Origin of the sequence: Arthrobacter caoxuetaonis (assembly GCF_023921125.1) — a bacterium.
In the GTDB taxonomy this organism is placed as follows: Bacteria; Actinomycetota; Actinomycetes; order Actinomycetales; family Micrococcaceae; genus Arthrobacter_B; species Arthrobacter_B caoxuetaonis.
The window spans coordinates 155,167-172,367 of the sequence record NZ_CP099466.1 but is presented as its reverse complement, the minus strand read 5'-3'; the positions used below and the strand labels follow the sequence as shown (position 1 = coordinate 172,367).

General features: G+C 66.1%; 22 protein-coding genes. 7 read left to right on the top strand and 15 right to left on the bottom strand.

Annotated elements, in window-relative coordinates; translation table 11 throughout:
* Window positions 1–5 precede the first annotated feature (5 nt).
* Window positions 6–839: an alpha/beta fold hydrolase gene (locus tag NF551_RS00875; protein ID WP_331460473.1), complete on the bottom strand. Its 834-nt coding sequence runs from the start codon at window positions 837–839 to the stop codon at window positions 6–8.
* 233 nt (window positions 840–1,072) lie between these two features.
* Window positions 1,073–2,362, bottom strand: a complete 1,290-nt coding sequence (locus NF551_RS00870) for an adenylosuccinate synthase (RefSeq protein WP_227896582.1) — start codon at window positions 2,360–2,362, stop codon at window positions 1,073–1,075.
* A 196-nt stretch (window positions 2,363–2,558) separates the two neighbouring features.
* Here NF551_RS00870 and NF551_RS00865 point away from each other — a divergent pair, with 196 nt between their 5' ends.
* Together NF551_RS00865 and NF551_RS00860 are read left to right on the top strand one after the other, a co-directional pair.
* Window positions 2,559–3,287 carry a hypothetical protein gene (locus NF551_RS00865; RefSeq protein ID WP_341481684.1) on the top strand — a complete coding sequence of 243 codons (729 nt, stop codon included), beginning with the start codon at window positions 2,559–2,561 and terminating at the stop codon, window positions 3,285–3,287.
* Complete coding sequence (locus NF551_RS00860) at window positions 3,176–3,661, top strand: DUF427 domain-containing protein (RefSeq protein WP_227896581.1); 486 nt, start codon at window positions 3,176–3,178, stop codon at window positions 3,659–3,661. Before NF551_RS00865 ends, NF551_RS00860 begins: the two co-directional genes overlap by 112 nt.
* 69 nt (window positions 3,662–3,730) lie before the next feature.
* On the opposite strand, the gene NF551_RS00855 is transcribed toward NF551_RS00860, so the two are convergent.
* From NF551_RS00855 to NF551_RS00845, 3 genes are all read right to left on the bottom strand, one after another.
* Window positions 3,731–4,153 (bottom strand): DUF3151 domain-containing protein, encoded by a 423-nt coding sequence (locus NF551_RS00855; RefSeq protein WP_227896580.1) that lies wholly within the window; start codon window positions 4,151–4,153, stop codon window positions 3,731–3,733.
* Window positions 4,153–5,172 (bottom strand): class II fructose-bisphosphate aldolase, encoded by a 1,020-nt coding sequence (gene fbaA, locus NF551_RS00850; RefSeq protein ID WP_227896579.1) that lies wholly within the window; start codon window positions 5,170–5,172, stop codon window positions 4,153–4,155. Before fbaA ends, NF551_RS00855 begins: the two co-directional genes overlap by 1 nt.
* Before the next feature lie 168 nt (window positions 5,173–5,340).
* Window positions 5,341–6,009 (bottom strand): TrmH family RNA methyltransferase, encoded by a 669-nt coding sequence (locus tag NF551_RS00845; protein WP_227896578.1) that lies wholly within the window; start codon window positions 6,007–6,009, stop codon window positions 5,341–5,343.
* Window positions 6,010–6,166: 157 nt separating this feature from the next.
* On the opposite strand from NF551_RS00845, the gene NF551_RS00840 reads away from it, so the two are divergent.
* A complete protein-coding gene (locus tag NF551_RS00840; RefSeq protein WP_227896594.1) occupies window positions 6,167–6,919 on the top strand; it encodes an HAD-IIA family hydrolase in 753 nt (250 codons plus the stop codon).
* A 9-nt stretch (window positions 6,920–6,928) separates the two neighbouring features.
* Here NF551_RS00840 and NF551_RS00835 read toward each other — a convergent pair whose 3' ends face one another.
* Both NF551_RS00835 and pyrE read right to left on the bottom strand, forming a co-directional pair.
* Window positions 6,929–7,936, bottom strand: a complete 1,008-nt coding sequence (locus NF551_RS00835) for an alpha/beta fold hydrolase (protein ID WP_227896577.1) — start codon at window positions 7,934–7,936, stop codon at window positions 6,929–6,931.
* A 25-nt stretch (window positions 7,937–7,961) separates the two neighbouring features.
* A complete protein-coding gene (pyrE, locus tag NF551_RS00830; RefSeq protein ID WP_227896576.1) occupies window positions 7,962–8,531 on the bottom strand; it encodes an orotate phosphoribosyltransferase in 570 nt (189 codons plus the stop codon).
* Between the two features lie 113 nt (window positions 8,532–8,644).
* Here pyrE and nadE point away from each other — a divergent pair, with 113 nt between their 5' ends.
* Window positions 8,645–9,466 (top strand): NAD(+) synthase, encoded by an 822-nt coding sequence (gene nadE, locus NF551_RS00825; protein ID WP_227896575.1) that lies wholly within the window; start codon window positions 8,645–8,647, stop codon window positions 9,464–9,466.
* 191 nt (window positions 9,467–9,657) lie between these two features.
* Here the strand turns inward: nadE and NF551_RS00820 are convergent, their stop codons facing one another.
* Entirely contained in the window at window positions 9,658–10,311 is a 654-nt protein-coding gene (locus NF551_RS00820) for a CoA transferase subunit B (RefSeq protein ID WP_279324726.1), read from the bottom strand.
* A gap of 3 nt (window positions 10,312–10,314) precedes the next feature.
* Window positions 10,315–11,022, bottom strand: coding sequence for a CoA transferase subunit A (locus tag NF551_RS00815; protein WP_227896573.1), 708 nt, complete (start codon window positions 11,020–11,022; stop codon window positions 10,315–10,317).
* 143 nt (window positions 11,023–11,165) lie between these two features.
* Here NF551_RS00815 and NF551_RS00810 point away from each other — a divergent pair, with 143 nt between their 5' ends.
* From NF551_RS00810 to NF551_RS00800, 3 genes are all read left to right on the top strand, one after another.
* Window positions 11,166–11,951: an IclR family transcriptional regulator gene (locus NF551_RS00810; RefSeq protein WP_227896572.1), complete on the top strand. Its 786-nt coding sequence runs from the start codon at window positions 11,166–11,168 to the stop codon at window positions 11,949–11,951.
* Between the two features lie 567 nt (window positions 11,952–12,518).
* The gene (locus tag NF551_RS00805; protein WP_227896571.1) at window positions 12,519–13,322 is read left to right on the top strand and encodes an exodeoxyribonuclease III; all 804 of its coding nucleotides are present in this window, start codon (window positions 12,519–12,521) and stop codon (window positions 13,320–13,322) included.
* A gap of 2 nt (window positions 13,323–13,324) precedes the next feature.
* On the top strand, window positions 13,325–14,179 hold the full coding sequence (locus NF551_RS00800; protein WP_227896570.1) for a DUF8083 family protein: 855 nt from the start codon (window positions 13,325–13,327) through the stop codon (window positions 14,177–14,179).
* A 60-nt stretch (window positions 14,180–14,239) separates the two neighbouring features.
* Here NF551_RS00800 and NF551_RS00795 read toward each other — a convergent pair whose 3' ends face one another.
* From NF551_RS00795 to NF551_RS00770, 6 genes are all read right to left on the bottom strand, one after another.
* A complete protein-coding gene (locus NF551_RS00795; RefSeq protein WP_227896569.1) occupies window positions 14,240–14,854 on the bottom strand; it encodes a hypothetical protein in 615 nt (204 codons plus the stop codon).
* Window positions 14,851–15,474: a DUF6286 domain-containing protein gene (locus NF551_RS00790; RefSeq protein ID WP_227896568.1), complete on the bottom strand. Its 624-nt coding sequence runs from the start codon at window positions 15,472–15,474 to the stop codon at window positions 14,851–14,853. Before NF551_RS00790 ends, NF551_RS00795 begins: the two co-directional genes overlap by 4 nt.
* Window positions 15,471–15,851, bottom strand: a complete 381-nt coding sequence (locus NF551_RS00785) for a hypothetical protein (protein WP_227896593.1) — start codon at window positions 15,849–15,851, stop codon at window positions 15,471–15,473. The genes NF551_RS00790 and NF551_RS00785 overlap by 4 nt, the downstream gene beginning before the upstream one ends.
* 11 nt (window positions 15,852–15,862) lie before the next feature.
* Entirely contained in the window at window positions 15,863–16,054 is a 192-nt protein-coding gene (locus tag NF551_RS00780; RefSeq protein ID WP_152224870.1) for a DUF2273 domain-containing protein, read from the bottom strand.
* A 25-nt stretch (window positions 16,055–16,079) separates the two neighbouring features.
* Window positions 16,080–16,622, bottom strand: coding sequence for an Asp23/Gls24 family envelope stress response protein (locus tag NF551_RS00775; protein WP_423721990.1), 543 nt, complete (start codon window positions 16,620–16,622; stop codon window positions 16,080–16,082).
* Window positions 16,623–16,734: 112 nt separating this feature from the next.
* Window positions 16,735–17,178 carry a pyridoxamine 5'-phosphate oxidase family protein gene (locus tag NF551_RS00770; protein WP_227896567.1) on the bottom strand — a complete coding sequence of 148 codons (444 nt, stop codon included), beginning with the start codon at window positions 17,176–17,178 and terminating at the stop codon, window positions 16,735–16,737.
* Window positions 17,179–17,201: the final 23 nt, after the last annotated feature.

Sequence of the window (17,201 nt, the reverse complement as noted above, 5' to 3'; positions counted from 1 at the left end):
GGAAATTACCGGCCGGGAGGCTGCAGGGTCTCCCAGAAATCCAGGACCGATTGGGTCAGCTCGTCTGCGGCTACGAATAACGGTGCCACATGTCCACCGCCGGGGAGGGCTTTGAATCCGCCACGGGACATGAGGGAGGCCAGCCGCGCCGCTTCCTGTGCATCGTTCATGGGGTCATCTCGTCCTGCCATCATGAGCGTAGGCACCTGTTGACTCTCCAGGACGGCGCGCAGGTCCGGACGGCGCAGCATGAGCGAACGCATGGCCCAGTACTTTCCTTGCCTGTCCCCCCTGCGGAATGACTGGTCCACGGATTCGGCCGCGGCGATTTCCTCCTCCGTGGCCTTCTCCGACCCCACCAGTGCATTCACCACGAGCGGGCTCAACCGGTCGGGCCCCAGCACCCGGTAAAGAGCCACCAGCAGTGCTGTCTTCCGGCGCTGAGCCGTTGACAGCGGGTAAGCCGGCGTCCCGATCATCGTCAATGTCCGGCACCGGCCGGGCCATCCCTGGGCAACGAGAATTCCCACATGCCCTCCCCAGGCGTTTCCGACCCAGTCCACGGGGGAATCGAGCTGCAACCCGTCCAGAATCTGGATGGCTGCCACAGCGCAATCCTGCAGACTGTAGATCCTTCGCGGCCCGGGACTGCTGCCGTGCCCCGGCCCGTCCACCAGGAACAGGTCACGGTGCCGGCCCAGCTCATCGACCAGGGGGCTGAACGTCTCCGAATCGACGAACATGCTGTGCCACAAAATGGCCGGCGGGCCGGACCCCATCCTCCGAACAGTCAAAGGCCCTACGGTTGTCTCGACCACTGAAGCTGCTGAGTGCTGCATACTCATGCCGGGCCTCCAAGACGCTTGAGTTGTTTCGCTGTCCGAAGCTGCGGGGCACAGAACCGTTTCGACACGGCGACGCTTACAAGACATCGTGAACGCAACCACGGATCCGGGCAAGGGTTGTACGGAACGTGTCCGGGCGGCAGCTGCAGGCACCCCGAACGGCCGTGCCTTCCGGGCAGACGAAAGCCCCGCAGCCAGGTGGCTGCGGGGCTTTCGGAAGAGCGGGACTACTCGTTGATCAGGTCGCGGATCACGATGGTCTGGTCGCGGTCCGGACCGACGCCGATCGCGGAGAACCGGGTGCCGGACATCTTTTCCAGGGCCAGCACGTAGTTCCGGGCGTTCTCCGGCAGGTCCTCCAGGGTCTTGGCCCCGGTGATGTCCTCGGTCCAGCCGTCGAAGTACTCGAAGATCGGCTTGGCGTGGTGGAAGTCGGTCTGCGTCATCGGCATCTCGTCAAAACGCACGCCGTCGACGTCGTAGGCCACGCAGACCGGGATCTTCTCGATGCCGGTGAGCACGTCCAGCTTGGTCACGAAGTAGTCCGTGAAGCCGTTGACGCGGGAAGCGTGGCGCGCCAGGACGGCGTCGTACCAGCCGCAGCGGCGCGGGCGGCCGGTGTTCACACCGAACTCGCCGCCGGTCTTCTGCAGGTACAGGCCCATGTCATCGAAGAGTTCGGTGGGGAACGGACCGGCACCAACACGAGTGGTGTAGGCCTTGATGATGCCCACCGAGCGGGTGATGCGGGTCGGGCCAATACCCGAACCCACAGAGGCGCCGCCGGCTGTGGGGTTGGAGGAGGTCACGAACGGGTAGGTGCCGTGATCGACGTCCAGGAACGTGGCCTGGCCGCCCTCCATCAGGATCACCTTGTCCTCATCGAGGGCGCGGTTCAGCTCATAGGTCGAATCGATGACCATGGGCCGCAGCCGGTCCGCGTAGGAGAGGAAGTACTGGACCATCTCTTCGATGTCGACGTCGCGGCGGTTGTAAACCTTCAGCAGCAGCTGGTTCTTCTGCCGCAGCGAACCTTCAACCTTCTGGCGCAGGATCGATTCGTCGAAGATGTCCTGGACGCGGATACCCAGGCGGGCGACCTTGTCCATGTAGGCCGGGCCGATGCCGCGGCCGGTGGTGCCGATGGCACGCTTGCCCAGGAAACGTTCGGTAACCTTGTCCATCACCTGGTGGAACGGTGCCACGAGGTGGGCGTTGGCCGAGATGCGCAGTTTCGAGGTGTCCGCGCCGCGGGCTTCGAGTCCGTCGATTTCAGCGAACAGTGCTTCCAGGTTCACCACGCAGCCGTTGCCGATCACGGGAATCGCGTTGGGGCTCAGGATGCCGGCGGGCAGGAGCTTCAGCTCGTACTTTTCACCGCCGACGACGACGGTGTGGCCGGCATTGTTTCCGCCGTTGGGCTTGACGACGTAGTCGACGCGGCCGCCGAGCAGGTCGGTGGCCTTACCTTTACCTTCGTCGCCCCACTGGGCGCCGACGATGACAATTGCTGGCATGGGATCCTCCCCCATTAGTTACGCTAGGGAGCCGCGCCAGGCGCTGAACCGCTACCGTGCATGAGAACGCCCCTGCACTCATGCGAGGTAGGCCACAAAGGCACCGGCGCAGAGCTGCGGGGCTCTTACCTGTCAAGTTTAGCCGATCTGCGCCGAACCCGGTTTGGAAGGCCTGATCCAGGCGTACGGTTGGACGATGGAGCGCTTCCGCGGCTATATCGCCGGGCTGGGCACTTCCTCGGGAACCCGCCTGGTTGTTGGACACTGGCCGGACTCCCCCTTTGGTCCGTTTACCGACGTCATGGTCGAAAACCGCTTCGGTTCCCGGCTTCTCCTGGCCCCCAGCGAGGCCATAGCCCGGTACGTCTCCTCCACCTACACCTTCGACGCAATCGACGTCGTCCCGGTGAGCGCGTACCTCGCTGACGGACGGCTGACGGTCGACGGCGGCCCCCTGCGGCTGAGTGCGGAACTGGGCGGTGTGACGCTGCTCGGCAGGATGCTGGGATCCGTTCCGGCGCCGCTGGCGGTGCACCCGCTGTGGCTGCAGGCCGTCAATCCGCTGGCCCGGCTGATCGTGCGCGGGGTGCGGACAGCGGGCACTACGGGGGACCGGCTGGAGTTCTACGGGGTCCGCTCCATCCGCCGGATCGCCGCGGCATCGTGCTTCTGGAACGGCCGGGACCTCGGCCCGCTGGCACCGGTCCGCCCGCCGGTGAGGTTCGGTTTCTCCTCAGTCCCGGCCCGCCCCCAAATTCTTGCCGTCACGACTACTATCGCGGCGAGGCCCGCCGCCGGTGAAAGAGGAACCGCATGGAAAACCGCTATCACCCGCATGCCGAGTCCGTCTGGTCCTACCCCCGTCCGCCGCGCGTCGAACCAAGCAGCGAACTCGTCCAGGTCTGGCTTGGCGGATCCCGGATAGTCGAAACCCGGCAGGCCCTGCGGGTGCTGGAAACCAGCCATCCGCCGGTGTACTACCTGCCGTTGGAGGCGTTCGCTCCGGATACCCTGCACCCGGTCTCCGGTGTCACCCACTGCGAGTACAAAGGCACTGCCTCCTATTACGACGTCGTCTCCGGATCATCGCGGGCCGCCCGCGGCGCGTGGACCTACCCGCACCCCGCGCCGGGGTACGAGGCCCTTGCAGCCACCGCCGCACTGTATCCAGGGCTGATGGACTCAGTCCTGGTGGACGGCGAAGAAGTCCAGCCCCAGGAGGGCGACTTCTACGGCGGCTGGATCACCAGCCGTGTGACCGGCCCCTTCAAGGGAGCACCCGGCACCTGGGGCTGGTAGGCCGCCGCCGGACAGCGAAAAGGCGCCGCCCCAGCGGGAGACGCCTTTTCGGATCAATCCGTGTGAGCCCTAGCCGGCTTCGATAGCAGCCTTGGCAGCCGGGTCGGAAGCGTCCAGGAACTTCTCGATGCGGTCGACCTCATCGGCCTCGCCAATAGCTGCGGCCGCACGTCCCAGGGCGTAGAGGGAACGCAGGAAACCGCGGTTCGGTTCGTGCTCCCACGGGATGGGTCCGGTCCCGCGCCATCCGGCCCGGCGCAGCGCGTCCAGGCCGCGGTGGTAACCCACCCGGGCGTAGGCGTAGGACTCCACCGGACGCCCGTCGGCAAAGGCCTCATCAGCCAGTGCCGCCCAGACCTGCGAGGACGTGGGGAACTTGGCGGCCAGGTCCACTGCCTCGTCACCGGCGGCAAGGCGGGCGACGACGTCGGTCTCCTCGGGCAGGTACGTGGGCTCGGGGCCGAGCAGGTTCTTGCGGAATTCGTCTGACATTAGAGGTGCTTTCCTGCTGATCCGAGGGACTGCGCAGCTTCGACCACGCGGGCGGCCATGCCCTTTTCGGCAGAGGCACCCCAGACGCGCGGGTCGTACTGCTTCTTGTTTCCCACTTCGCCGTCCACCTTGAGCACGCCGTCGTAGTTGCGGAACATGTGGTCCGCGACCGGGCGGGTGTAGGCGTACTGGGTGTCTGTGTCGATGTTCATCTTCACCACGCCGTAGGACACGGCGTCTGCAATTTCCTGGGCGGAGGAGCCGGAGCCGCCGTGGAACACCAGGTCGAACGGGCGTTCCTTGCCGATCGAGCCGCCGACGGCGCGCTGGATTTCCTCGAGGATCTCGGGGCGCAGCTTCACGCCGCCGGGCTTGTAGACGCCGTGCACGTTACCGAAGGTCAGGGCAGTGATGTAGCGGCCCTTGCTGCCGTCACCGAGAGCTTCGATGGTGGCCATGCCGTCTTCAACGGTGGTGTACAGCTTTTCGTTGATTTCGTTCTCGACGCCGTCTTCCTCGCCGCCGACAGTGCCGATTTCGACTTCGAGGATCATCTTGGAAGCTGCCGTGCGGGCCAGGAGTTCCTGGGCGATCCGCAGGTTCTCTTCCAGCGTCTCCGCGGAGCCGTCCCACATGTGGGAGTTGAACAGCGGGTCTTCGCCGCGCTTGACCCGCTCCTCGGAGATGGCCAGCAGCGGAAGGACGAAGTCGTCCAGCTTGTCCTTGGGGCAGTGGTCGGTGTGCAGGGCGATGTTCACGTCGTAGCTCTTGGCTACCTCGCGGGCGTACGCGGCGAAAGCCACCGAACCGGTAACCATGTTCTTCACCGATGCGCCGGACCAGTACGCGGCACCGCCCGTGGAGACCTGGACAATGCCGTCCGAGCCGGCCTCAGCGAAACCTGCGAGCGCAGCGTTGAGGGTCTGTGAAGACGTGACGTTGACAGCCGGGTATGCGAATCCCCCCGCCTTGGCCCGGTCGATCATCTCTGCATAGATCTCGGGGGTTGCAATAGGCATGCTGACTCCTTAGCGAAGATAAAAATGCGGCAGGGCCGGGCCCTCTGTGGCTTCCCCCATCCTAGCCACAAGTCACCGGCGTAGAGCAGGGTGTGCCGGTTCTTGACGTCTCCGGAAGCGTTCACCGGCGGTCCCGGCCGCCGGAGCGGACACCGGCTGCGAAAAGGGTCAGGACACCTTCTGGCCGAACACGTGCCGGCGGACCCAGCCGTGCATGGCGATGGCTGCCGCCGCGGAGGCGTTCATGGACCGCGTGGAGCCGAACTGGGCGATGGACAGCGTTGCCTCGGCGGCTTCGTGCACCTCGGGCGTGAGTCCCGGCCCTTCCTGCCCGAAAACCAGCACACAGTTGCGCGGCAGGTCGTAGGTTTCCAGCGGAACGGAATCCGGGAAGTTGTCGATCCCGATGATGGCCAGCCCCTCGGACCGGGCCCATTCGGTGAAGTCTTCGACGGTGGGATGGTGGCGGACATGCTGGTAGCGGTCGGTGACCATGGCACCGCGCCGGTTCCACCGGCGTCGTCCGATGATGTGCACTTCCTTGGCCATGAACGCGTTGGCGGTCCGGACCACGGAACCGATGTTGAGGTCGTGCTGCCAGTTCTCGATGGCGACGTGGAACTCGTGGCGCTTCGTGTCGAGGTCCGCGACGATCGCATCGTGTTTCCAGTAGCGGTACTCGTCCACGACGTTGCGCCGGTCTCCGGCGGCGAGCAGCTCGGGGTCCCAGTGATCGCCCTCGGGCCACGGCCCCTCCCACGGTCCGACGCCGACCTCGTGTGCCGAGAGCTCCGGACCGGGCTCCGCTGCGGGCAATGTTTCAGGGCTCTCTATCACCCTTCCAGCCTAAGGTGAAAGACTGGGCCCGCCCGCATCCGGGCCCGGGAGGAGACTGCCGCCGCCCCGGACTGCTGCAGCGGGCTGCCGTGCCGAACCAGACCTGGAAGAGGACACCGTGGGCGAAAACGAAGACATCGAGTGCTGGCTGACGGACATGGACGGGGTGCTGGTCCACGAGAACCAGGCGATCCCGGGAGCGTCGGACCTGATCAACCGCTGGGTGGACACCTCAAAACGGTTCCTGGTCCTGACCAACAACTCGATCTACACACCGCGCGACCTCGCGGCCCGGCTGCACGCCTCGGGCCTTGATGTGCCGGAGGAAAACCTGTGGACCTCGGCCCTGGCCACCGCCGAGTTCCTGAAGGACCAGCTCAAGAATGCTCCCTCCCCCGGCCGCGCCTTCGTCATCGGAGAGGCGGGACTGACGACGGCGCTGCATGAGGCCGGCCTCATCCTCACCGACACAAAACCGGACTACGTTGTCCTGGGCGAAACGCGGACCTACTCCTTCGGCACCATCACCAAGGCCATCCGGCTCATCCTGGACGGCGCACGCTTCATCGCCACCAACCCGGATGTCACCGGCCCCTCCCCGGAAGGGCCGATCCCGGCTACCGGAGCCATCGCGGCACTGATCACCGCGGCGACCAACCGCGAACCGTACATCGTGGGAAAGCCCAACCCCATGATGTTCCGGTCAGCCATGAACAAGATCGATGCCCACTCAGAAACCACCGGGATGATCGGGGACCGGATGGACACCGACATCATCGCCGGGATCGAGGCGGGGCTGACCACCGTGCTGGTGCTGACCGGGATCACCCAGCGCGAGGACATTGCCCGCTATTCCTTCCGCCCCACCCAGGTCCTCGACTCAGTCGCAGACTTGATCGGGACCATCTGAGCCCGTGCGCTAGAAGGGCTTCTTCTGCCCGTCGCCGCCGACCGCCGGGAGCGGGGCGTAGGCAGTGAGCACCTGATCCACCACCTCCTGGTAGACCAGCGGATTCCACTGCGGACTGGCATGTGCCGGAAGGGCTCCCCGGGTGATCAGCGAGTTCTCCACCATGTTCGGCCCGAACAGCTCCGTCCAGCGGGCCCGCGCGGTGTAGTAGTTCACTGTCGCGTCGTCCGGGTTGCCTATGTACGCGAGGTCGGCGTTCCCGATGGCACCCGCGTAGGCCGCGGCGTCGTAATGGTAGATATAGGACGATTCCGACTGGATCAGGGTGCTCGACGGCGCGAGCGGGGAGAGCTGCTCCAGCGTCTGGTCCACCACGGTGTTCCAGCTGCGTTCGTCCTTGTGCAGGATCCGCTCGCCCAGCTCATAGCCGCCGCGCAAGGCGCTGGGGATGCGGTAGCCGGCCTCGTACAGCAGGACGACGCCTTCGATCATCCGGGCATCCAGGACGTCGAAACGCCCGGAGGGGCTGGAGTCCAGGATGATGAGTTCCACCTGCACTCCGCGGGCCAGCAGCCGCGCGGCCATCTCCACCGCCAGCATGCCGCCGAAGCTGTGGCCGTAGAAGTACACCCGGTTGATCCGCCGGGTGCGGATGTAACGGAACACTTCCGCTTCCATGACATCCACGTCCAGGCCGTTGTTCGAATAACCGACTGCCGCCATCTGGCCGCGGGTGGCCAGCGCGGGGCGCAGCGAATTCAGGACCCAGACTGCCTCTTCCCAGCTCGTTTTGTAGCCCGGAAAGAGGAACCACATGGCCCGCGGAAAGCGCGAGGCCGCCGCGTCGTCGCGCACTGGAATGATCTCCAGCCGCTCACGCTGCTCCTGGATCAGCCGGGTGACAAAAAGGTCGGCCGCCAGTGCAAGGCCTGCACCGGCCCCGACAAGGAACCGCCGCCGGGAGAAGCGTCCCAGGCTCTCCGCAGTGCGGAGGAGCTTAGCTGGATCGTCGGTCATAGGCTCCCGTTACCGCGTCTAGGAATTAGTCGAGTCCGAGCTCGTCCTTGCCGAAAGCGAACAGGTACGGAATGCCGGCTTCGGCTTCGATACGCTCCTTGGCGCCCGTGTCACGGTCCACGATCACGGCCACCGCCACCACGTTGCCTCCGGCGTTGCGCACACCCTCCACGGCGGTCAGCGCGGAGCCACCCGTAGTCGAGGTGTCCTCCAGCACGACGACGTCGCGGCCGGCAACATCCGGACCTTCCACCTGTCGGCCCATCCCGTAGGACTTCTGCGCCTTGCGGACCACAAAGGCGTCGACGGTGCCGCCGGCACGGACGGACGCGTTCATCACGGCGGTGCCCACGGGATCGGCGCCCATGGTGAGTCCACCGGCGCTCTGGAAGGAAATCCCGGCGGTGTTGATCATGTCCAGCATGACTTCGCCAACCAGCTGGGACGCTTCGTGGTGCAGGGTCACCCGGCGCAGGTCAATGTAGTAGTCGGCTTCCTTTCCGCTGGAAAGGATGACCTTTCCCCGGACCACGGCAAGCTCCTTGATCAGTTCCAGGAGGCGGGCACGGGAGGCGGCAGTCTGCGGCGAAGTCATGCCCGTAATCCTATCGGAGCGCCCGGCGGCGGCCCTTGTCCGGGAGCCCGCAGCACGTCACAGAGTGCAGAAGGCCTCCCCCGCAAAAGACCGACTTGTATAGGCTGAACGCCATGCGCGAACTACAAGCACAGATCATTGCCGAAATGGGCGTGCGTCCCAGCATCGATCCGCAGGCTGAGATCCGCCGCCGGGTGGACTTCCTCAAGGACTACATGCGTGCCTCCCGCACCGAAGGGTTTGTCCTGGGCATCAGCGGCGGGGTGGATTCCACCCTGGCCGGACGCCTGGCGCAGCTCGCCGTTGAGGAACTCAACGCTGAGGGCATCGACGCCGATTTCATCGCCCTGCGCCTGCCCTACCGGGTACAGCACGATGAGGACGACGCGCAGGCCGCACTCGACTTCATCCAGCCCAAGACCCTGCGGACCTTCAACATTGGAGATGCCGTGGACGGCTTCGAGAAGGCCTATTCCGCCATGGGCGGTGAGAGCATCAGCGACTTCAACAAGGGCAACATCAAGGCCCGGGTCCGCATGACGGCGCAGTATGCGCTCGGCGGAGAACACAACCTCCTGGTGATCGGCACCGACCACGGCGCCGAATCCGTGACCGGCTTCTTCACGAAGTACGGCGACGGCGGCGCGGACGTCCTGCCGCTGTTCACTCTGGACAAGCGGCAGGTGCGGGAAGTGCTCGCGGCCCTGGGTGCTCCGGAGAAGCTGGTCGGCAAGGTGCCCACGGCCGACCTGCTCGACGGCGTTCCCGGCCAGACCGATGAGACCGAGCTCGGCATCACCTACGAAGAGATCGACGACTACCTCGAAGGCCGTGAAGTCGCCGAGGAAACCGCGCAGAAGATCGAGAAGCGGTACCTGGCGACCCGCCACAAGCGGACGACGCCTGTTTCGCTGCTTGACGGTTGGTGGAAGTAGGTTTCTTCGCGGTGGGCTGGGGTGGGTCCGGTCGGGCCGGAACGGCGGCAACGAAACTCCTCGCTCGCAGAGCTCGCTTGGAGTATTAAAGCCGCCTAACCCGGCCCGTCCGGACCCGTTGCCTCCCCGTCCGTTGAGTAGGTAGAGCGCCGCCTAACCCGGCCCGTCCGGACCCGGTGTCGCTTGAGCGCCTAGGCCGGGCTGAGGGAGTCCAACTGGGTGGTGAAAGTGGCCGCAGTGATGGCTTCGACGTCGGACACTTCCAGGCCGGGCGCGAGGCGGCGGAGGATCAGGGTGCCGTCCTCGACGTCGAAGACGGCGCGGTCGGTGATGATGCGGTCCACGACGCCGACGCCGGTCAGCGGGAGGTCGCACTCCGGGACGATCTTGGAGGACCCGTCCTTGGCCAGATGGTCAGTGATGACGATGACCCGAGGGGTGCCGGCGACCAGGTCCATGGCGCCGCCCATTCCCTTGACGAGCTTGCCGGGAATGGTCCAGTTCGCCAGGTCTCCGGCGGCGGAAACCTGCAGCGCTCCGAGGATAGCCGTTTGCACATGCCCGCCGCGGATCATTCCGAAAGACGTCGCCGAGTCGAAGAAGCTGCCGCCAGGGAGCACCGTGACGGTCTGCTTTCCTGCGTTGATCAGGTCGGCGTCCTCCTCACCCTCATAGGGGAAGGGGCCCATGCCGAGCAGCCCGTTCTCGCTTTGCAGGAAAACGCTGACGCCGGACGGCAAGTGGTTCGCCACGAGGGTGGGAATGCCGATGCCGAGATTGACGTACTGCCCGTCCTGCAGTTCTGCTGCGGCGATGGCCGCCATTTCGTCCCGTGTCCACATGATGTTCTAGGCCTCCACCCGGACCCGGACGGTCCGCTGCTCGATGTGCTTATGGGTATCCTCCACGGCCACTACACGCTGCACGTAGATGCCAGGTGTGTGGATCCGGTCGGGCTCAAGATAGTCCCGGCTGATTTCTTCCGCCTCGGCTATGGTGACGCGTCCGGCAGCAGCCACCAGCGGATTAAAGTTCTGCGCCGTCATCCGGTACCGGAGATTCCCCTCTGGATCCGCCCGGTGCGCACGGACCAAGGCCAAGTCCGCCACGATCCCGCGCTCCAGAATTGCCCGTCTGCCGTCGAACTCCATTTCGGGCTTGCCCTCAGCCACCGGCGTGCCGACTCCGGTAGGAGTGTAAAACGCCGGAATGCCGGCCCCACCGGCACGCAGCCGCTCCGCAAGGGTGCCCTGCGGAACAAACTCCACCTCCAGATCGCCGGAAAGGTACTGCTCCGCGAAGAGCTTGTTCTCCCCCACGTAGGACCCCAGGACCTTTCGGACCTGCCGGTTTTCCAGGAGCAGGCCGAGCCCCTTGCCGTCCACACCCATGTTGTTGGAAACGATGGTCAACCCGGTAGCCCCGCTGTCCCGCAGCGCCGCGATGAGGTTGCCGGGGATGCCGCTCAAACCGAACCCGCCGACGGCGATCGTCATACCGTCACGGACGGTGCCGCCCAGGGCCTCCGCCGTGCTCTCATACACTTTCGACCCCATAGGACATCCTTTCGACCATAATGTGGACCACTGACCGTGGATCCTTGGACGCTAGCCTGACGTGGAAATCAAGGTCAATGGATTAGTGTCTGGGGAGCGAAAGTGCTCAGATGGTGACCACCACCGGGGAAGGTGTTCATAATATGGACAAGACAAACGGCATCCAGGGCGCACAGGTCGTCCGGCGCCTTTCCGAGGTGCTGCGCACGGTGAGTGCGGCCATGCCGCACGGGATCAGTACCAGCGACGTCGCCCGCTCCACCTCCCTGCCGCGGCCGACCGTCCACCGGCTCCTGGCGTCCCTCGCCGAGGAGGGCTTCCTGGATCACGACCATTCAGCCGGCCGCTGGCTTCTGGGTCCGGAACTGTACCTGATGGGGTCTGTGGCAGCCGAGCGCTACGACGTCACCGGCGTCGCCCGTGAACATGTGAAGGCACTGGCTGAAGCGACCGGGGAGAGCGCCTTTTTCTCGGTGCGCCGCGGTGACGAGACTGTTTGCCTGCTGCGCGAGGACGGCGCGTTTCCAATCCGCTCGTTCGTGCTGTTCGAGGGCAAGCGCTTTCCCCTCGGTGTTGCGTCGGCCGGGCTTGCGATCCTGGCGTTCCTACGGGAAGACGCCGTGGAACGCTACCTGTCCACTGCCGATCTCTCCCGGGAGTTCGGCCCGGCCCACGACAGTGAAGCACTGAGGGACAGGATCGCCGAAACCCGTGCCGCCGGCTACGCAGTGAACCCGGAACTCATCGTCACAGGAAGCTGGGGCATGGGTGCCGCGGTTTTCGATCGTGCAGGCCAGCCAGCCTGGGCCCTGAGCCTCACCGGGATCGGCTCACGCTTCACCGAGCAGCGCCGCCCCGAACTCGGCCGCCTCCTCCTGAAGCACGCCCACGCTCTCACCACGCAGCTCCGTTCCCACGGCGCTCCCTGAGATGCCGAGACAACCGGGGGGGTCGGGCCACCCGGGGGGGGGTCGGGCCACCCGGGCGATGCCTTGGCGCAAGCCGGTCATCCATTGGGGAGATAACGCTCTTTAGAGGGGTCCTCCGTCATCCTTTGGGGAGATAACGCTCTTATTCGGCCCCCTAAGGGACGTTATCTCCCCAATGGTTTTGCGGACCCCTCCCCATCCAGCGTTATCTCCCCAAAGGATGCGCAACCAGAGGATGACTGCCACCCGGCATGCAACCTACAGCTAGCGGACCAATCGCCGACCGACCCCTCCGGCGGACCGTTCGGGTTTCCACAAGTGGGCACCCACTTGGCCCGTCACGCACCCAAGCAGTCCGGCGGACGGGCCGGGTTAGGCGGCTTTAATATTCCTTGAGAGCCCTGCGAGCACAGGAATTTCGTTGCCGCCGTTCCGGTCCGCCCGCCGGGCGGCGCCCGGGCGGCACCCGGGTGCCGCACGAAGCACCTACCAGCACCACCCACAAGGGGTAAACGACACATGCACTCCCGTAGGACCCCCTTGCCCTGATTGGGTAACGTAGCAAGGGTGAAGATTGCTACCTGGAACGTGAACTCCATCCGCGCCCGTGCCGACCGCGTTGAAGCCTGGCTGCAGCGCTCCGACGTCGATGTCCTGGCCATCCAGGAGACGAAGGCGAAGGATGAGAACTTCCCGTGGGAGGTCTTCGAGTTCAACGGCTACGAAGTGGCCCATTTCGGCCTGAACCAGTGGAACGGCGTCGCCATCGCTTCCCGGGTGGGACTCGAGGACGTCGAGCGGACCTTCCCGGGCCAGCCGCACTTCGGCAAGACCGAAGAAACCACTGTGGCCGAAGCCCGGGCCATTGGCGCCACGTGCGGCGGAGTGCGGGTCTGGAGCCTGTATGTTCCCAACGGCCGCGCTGTCGGCGATCCGCACATGCCCTACAAGCTGGAATGGCTGAAGATCCTCAAGGACCAGGCTGCCTCATGGATCAAGGACGATCCGGAGCTGAACCTGGCGCTGATGGGCGATTGGAACATCGCTCCGCGGGATGAGGACGTCTGGGACATTGACTGGTTCCGCGCCCAGAACGCCACGCACGTGACCGAACCGGAACGTGCTGCCTTCCAGTCGTTCCTGGATGCCGGCTTCCACGACCTGGCCCGCCCGTACACCGAGGGTCCCGGCGTCTACACCTACTGGGATTACACCCAGCTGCGCTTCCCGAAGAAGGAAGGCATGCGCATCGACTTCGTGCTGGGCTCCCCCGCGCTGGCGGCCCGGGTCACGGGCGCCAGCATCGACCGCGAGGAACGCAAGGGCAAAGGCGCTTCCGACCATGCACCCGTGATCGTGGAACTGGACTAGCGATGGCAGGGGCGCCGGAGGCTACCGTGTGGCGTACCTTCCCGTACGTGTCCTATCTGCGCGTCTACGAACCGTTGGATGCGTTCGACGACGCCCAGCAGCTGCGCATCCTTGACCAGCGTTCCCGCGCCAGGCATGAGACCGAAGTCCTGGAGCGCAGCGACGCCGTACGCCGGCTCGTCCGCCCGGTGTCGGATCCTTTTCCCCACACCTCCGGTGACCTGGTGCGGGTGCTGCACCATCCGCGGCCGGACGGCAGCACCACGCGCCTGTACTGCCCCAACCAGCTGGCCGTGCGGACCTCGCTGGCTGCGGAGTCCCTGGGCGAGACGGTCAACGGTCCCCTGGTGGATGTCCTGCTGCCCGAAGTGGCCCGGGAAGCCCACGCCGCGCGTATCGACCCCGACTCGTTCGCTGATTCGCTGGCCAAGCTGCACACCCGCTCAGCGACCTGGGGAGTGCCGTTCGGCTGGTTCATTTTGATCCACGAGGACGACGCAACCGATGTCGTGGAGGACGACGGCAGGGTGCTCACGGTGCGGATGTCCGCGCCGATCCCGCAGTGCATTGACCGGGCACGGCACGCTGCGGCCGCCCTGGCGCTGGCAGCACCCGAACTGGACCTGCTGGATGAGCTGACGGACCTGGTCACCTGGCTGGAAGTCTTTTCGCCGGATGCCGTTCTGGAGCTGGATTACGGGCCCGTTGCCGAGCTGGTCTATCCGGACGATTCACCGTCCGATGTGCGGCTGGGCATCGAATCACTGGCCGACGGCGACATGACAGGTGCCGCTGCAGCCTACCGCCGGCTGGCCGGCCGCTGGATTCCCATCCGCCAGCTCGCCCGCGCCTCCTAGCCTCCTAGCCTCCTAGCCTCCACAACCGCACAGCCCGAAGCGGGCCCCGCGGACCAGCCCCTAGCGGACCCGCTCCTCGCGGCCGAGGCGGTAGCGCCGTCCTGCATCCAGGCTGATCAGTACGGTGGAACTTCGGCCGAGGGCGCTGTCCAGTGCGTCGACGAGGTTGGTTGCGTCGGCGGCAATCAGGTGCGGCGCGGCCCCCTGCCGCGGAGTGATCCGTACGCGAAGCCCGTTGCCGCCGCGGCCCAGGGACCAGGTACTGACGGCCACCGAGGTGACGTCCGGATCCTGCAGCAGGGCAGCCCTCAGCGCCTGCTCCGGGACCGCACCGCTGATGGCGATCCGGCCCGGGGCGCCGTCGTCGTCGTACTCTTCCACCAGCGTGTCCACCCGTCCCCTGCCCTGGGCGGAGATCCACAGCACCAGCAGGACCACGGATACAGCCATGGCCAGCGCCAGGAGCGGCCAAAGCCAGCTCTGGGACTGACCGGGCATGGCCGTGTCTGCAAGGACCCGGCCGCCGTCGGCCATCAGGGCAGGACCGGTGTTCCACCACCAGCGGGCCGCTGCCGGATCGGTGCTCAGGAGAATCAGGCCGGTGCCGAGCGCAAGCAGGACCAGCCCGGCGAGGCCCAGCAGGGCACGGTTCAGGGTGCGGGGTGTGCGGTTCACTGCCCGATCGCCCCCATAGTCGAGACCTGGACCTGGACGCTGGGCTGCGGGTCCAAACCTGTCAGCGCGAGTTCGTCCTCTACAGCGGAGCGCACGGTGTCAGCATCAACCGGAATACCGGAGGTCGGCCGGATGCGCACTTCGACCCGGGTGCGGCCCACCGTCACCAGCACCTGGCCGGCGGCGACGCCCGCAGCCAGACGGCTGCGGCGTGCCAGCGAGGCCGCGAGCACCTCGGCATCCACCACGACGGCGGCACGGGGATTGGGAATGGAGTACCGGGCACGGCGTCCGGGCATCACTGCCATCAGGAAGAACCAGAGTCCGCAGAGGAAGATCAGGGCGCCAGCCAGGCCGAGGATGAGCGGATCGGAGTCCCGCGGCAGGCCCGCCAGCCAATGGGCGAACGTGGGCGGATCGATCAGCCATTCTTCCTGGCCGAGGGACTGGAGCACCGATTCCAGGAGCACGTACAGGCATAACAGGATGCCGAGGACGGCTGCAATGACTGCAGGCACGGTGCGGGCGGCATGGGTTTCGCGGCGAACGATCCGCTTGGCAGCGGCATCGGAGGGAGCGCTGGAGAGAGTGTTGGGACCGGCGTCCGCCAAGTGGCTCATCGAACCCGGCTCCCTTCCTGAACGCGGACACCCGTGACCCGGATATCGACCAGGGAAAGAATCGAACCGGTGAGGTAGGTAATCCGCTGCAGCAGGACCGGTTTGGCGCCGTGCACGCGATCCCAGACGGACCCGCCGGTGCGTGCCACGAGGGATGGATCCTTAACCACTGCTTCGAGCGGCGGCATGGTGACGGGCAGGCTCAGGGACAGGGCAAGCAGGCCCTCGTCGTCACTCCATGTGACGCGCACCAGGGACGCCGGGACGCCGAAGTGCTCTGCAGCAACTGCCTGGGCCGTGCTGGTGAGGGCCTGGGTGCTGATCCGGTTGTGCCCGGCCAGCCCCCGCGCCGTGCGCTGTGCTGCCCGCGGCGTCATGACGGAAGCGCTCACGAGGAGGAACGGCGTCCGGTCAGGGCGTCCCGTACGCTGCGGAAGTCAACCTTGCCTTCGGCGGCGCGCCCGAAAAAGGCCCCCACAGCGATGAACAGGGCCATGAGCAGGAAGCCCCAGAAGTCGAACAACAGGGCAGTGAAGGCCAGCACGGCGCCTACGGCCATGCCCACCACAGTCGGTTTCATTGTTCCTGCCTTACTTCGTTCGTCGTTATTCAGCACTGGGGGAACCGGCGGGACGCTTGGTTCCGCGGTTTTCCAGGGATTCGGGCAGGTGCACGTCGGCAATGGAGACGTTAACCTCCACCACGTTCAGCCCCACGAGGTCCTCTACCGCTGCGTACACCGCGGTCCGCACCGCGTCGGCGATCCCGGTCAGCGGCTGGCCGTAATCCGCAACGAGGGTCACGTCGACGGCGGCTTCCGTCTCCCCAACCTCAACGTGCACGCCGGCGGTAGCGCTGCTGTCAGAACCGGCGACGGCGTCACGCACGGCACCGAGGGTCCGCGCACCGCCTGTGCCAAGGGCGTGAACGCCCGGCACGGAGCGCGCGGCTATGGCGGCGACCTTAGCCACGGCCTGCTCGGCGATGGCCGTTCTGCCGCCGCCTGGGGAGGCCACCTCCGTGGCACCCGTTCCCGTGCCCTGGGCGGCAGGGACCGCGGAGGCGGGTTCCTGCCGCTTGGGCCCGGGGCCAGGCGGCGGAGCGGATACGCCGGACCCTGGGTGCGCACCCGACGGCGCGGGCGGCATCGGCACAGCGGGGATTCCTGCCGGATCGGCGGGACCGGACCCGGGATTCTTCTGGGCATCATCCATAAGAGCCAAGCCTAGCCCCTCACCTGCTTCGTTGGGCAGGGAGGGGTCAGCCCATCCGCACCCGGCGGCCGGTCAGCACGGACGGCTCAATGCCAACGAACATGTTGCGCGCGCCTCCGCCGTAGGGTGCCTGCGCACGGAGCCCCCACAAAGTCGTGAGCAGCGTTTCGTCCTGCACGCGGTTGGCCGGCCCGCTCACCAGCACCGACCAGCCCTCCATACGGCCGACGTCGTGCGAATCGGTTTGGAAAGATGTGTTCAGGTCCCCCGGAAGCAGAGCCAGTCCGCTGTCGGCACTGGTGCGGAAATACACGCACTGGTCATGCACAAGGTAGCTCACCGGGAAAACCATCAGCCGGCCGTCCTGCAGGAACGCCACACGTCCGGTGTCCGCTCCCGCGAGCAGTGACCAGCACTCGGCTTCGCTGAGTTCCAGGTTTTCGGGCGGGCCCACGGAATCCCATTCGTATCTTTCGGTGCTTGGAAACATCTTTGTCCTCCAATTGATCGGAC